At 40.2% G+C, this 1,682-nt stretch carries 2 protein-coding genes and 1 pseudogene; all 3 read left to right on the top strand.

What is annotated here, in order from left to right; all coding sequences use genetic code 11:
* A partial coding sequence (locus tag RMO84_RS14385; protein ID WP_310489135.1) for an ATP-binding protein occupies window positions 1-507 on the top strand: 507 nt, incomplete at its 5' end.
* A gap of 1 nt (window position 508) precedes the next feature.
* Window positions 509-1,141 carry an RloB family protein gene (locus RMO84_RS14380; RefSeq protein WP_310489134.1) on the top strand — a complete coding sequence of 211 codons (633 nt, stop codon included), beginning with the start codon at window positions 509-511 and terminating at the stop codon, window positions 1,139-1,141.
* Window positions 1,142-1,274: 133 nt separating this feature from the next.
* Window positions 1,275-1,682: pseudogene (locus RMO84_RS14375) on the top strand (AAA family ATPase); the annotation flags it as partial.

Raw genomic sequence — 1,682 nt, 5'->3', positions numbered from 1 at the left:
CGCACGTCAACCGATCCTGAAGAAAATTCATTTAAACATGAAATTCAAACTGCTCATTACAAGTATGACAGCAATCATAAACAACTATCATTAGAACATTTCAATCTTGGAGAAGAATCTGAGGGTACTCAGAAATTGTATGGGCTGTCGGGATTGATTGTTAATCTGCTAGAAGATGGAGGTGTATTAATATTTGATGAATTAGATGCCAGGTTACATCCGTTGATTACTAGCGCAATTGTAAGGCTATTCAATTCATCTGAAACTAATCCCAAGAATGCTCAATTAATATTTACGACTCACGATACTAACTTGCTGAGTGGTAATCTATTTCGGAAAGACCAAGTTTGGTTTACGGAAAAGAATTGTTATGGAGCCACCGATCTATATTCGCTTGCAGAATATAAGATCCCAGAGCGAGCTAGTTTCGAGCAGGATTATATTGCGGGTAAATATGGTGCAGTGCCATTTATTGGCGATTTGAGTCGGTTTTTGGGTAAAAAATAATATGTCTAGGAATAGAGATCTTCGATCGCAGTCACGTTCGGAAAAAGGTTTTACAGATAGAGAAGTAGGTACTAGAGATCCGATTCCTGCTTTTCTGATTGTTTGTGAAGGGGCAAAAACCGAGACAAATTATTTTAGGAGTTTTCCCGTTAGTACTAGACCAGAAATTACTATTGTTGGGGCTGGGTGCGAAACAATTGCTGTAGTCAATAAAGCGATCGAGTTGATGGCAGTCAAAACATTCGATCGAGTATGGTGTGTATTCGATCGCGATCCATCAAATGTTAACAATACAGCCGCCAGATTTAGACAGGCATTGCAAGTTGCAGAAAAAGAAAATATTAAGGTTGCTTACTCTAATGAATGCTTTGAAATCTGGTATCTCTTACATTTTCATCTTTATAATACCGCTGTGCCAAGAAGCGACTATAAGAAAAAACTGACTAAATCGCTCGGCTGCGATTATGCAAAGAATAGTGATGACATGTATTCCAGACTTGAAGACAAACAGCATCAAGCAATTAAGCACGCCAAAATCTTATTAGCCAGTTACGATTCTCCCGATCCAGCAAGCGATAACCCTGCCACTACAGTTCATCTCCTCGTCGAAGAGTTAAATCACTATATTCGCTAAGTACTTTCTTTGGTGCGTTACGCTTCGCGATAGCGACGCACACAACCTGGAGGAAACCTCCAGGTTGTGTGCGTCAAGACAACACATCCTACGATATTCCTATCAATTATCAATTATCAATTATTAACTAATCATGCCTCGTCCTAATTATGGTAATGCAGTTAAACAACGTGCCGTGCAATTTTTCACGGTATTAATTGACTATGCCAATGATGAATTAGATATCGACGATCGCCAGTTGGAAAGTTTGCAGCGCGATATTCAACTGCATTGGCAAACGTCCAAACGGTGTGTGGTGCGGACGAAAGTGAGGTATCTCGAACAGGTTACTAAATTAGCGGGGGCAATTCTGACGGGCGAACAGATCAAAGAAGCGATTAAATGTTTGACTGATTTTTTGGAGATTGTCGAAGATAATCGATCGAGTAAGGGTGGCTCGGAAACTTGGCATTTTACTTTAAATTTGTGGCATGAAAGATTCGATCGAGCGACAAATCTCGATCGATTTATGGTGGAATGGGAGCGGCGGAAATCGCCTAAG

Source organism: Chamaesiphon sp. VAR_69_metabat_338 (assembly GCF_031423935.1).
In the GTDB taxonomy this organism is placed as follows: Bacteria; Cyanobacteriota; Cyanobacteriia; order Cyanobacteriales; family Chamaesiphonaceae; genus Chamaesiphon.
This window is presented reverse-complemented; position numbering and strand designations above follow the sequence as displayed.

Coding starts and splice junctions, on each gene's coding strand:
- RMO84_RS14380 (WP_310489134.1), top strand. CDS start 509: ATGTCTAGGAATAGAGATCTTCGATCGCAGTCACGTTCGGAAAAAGGT.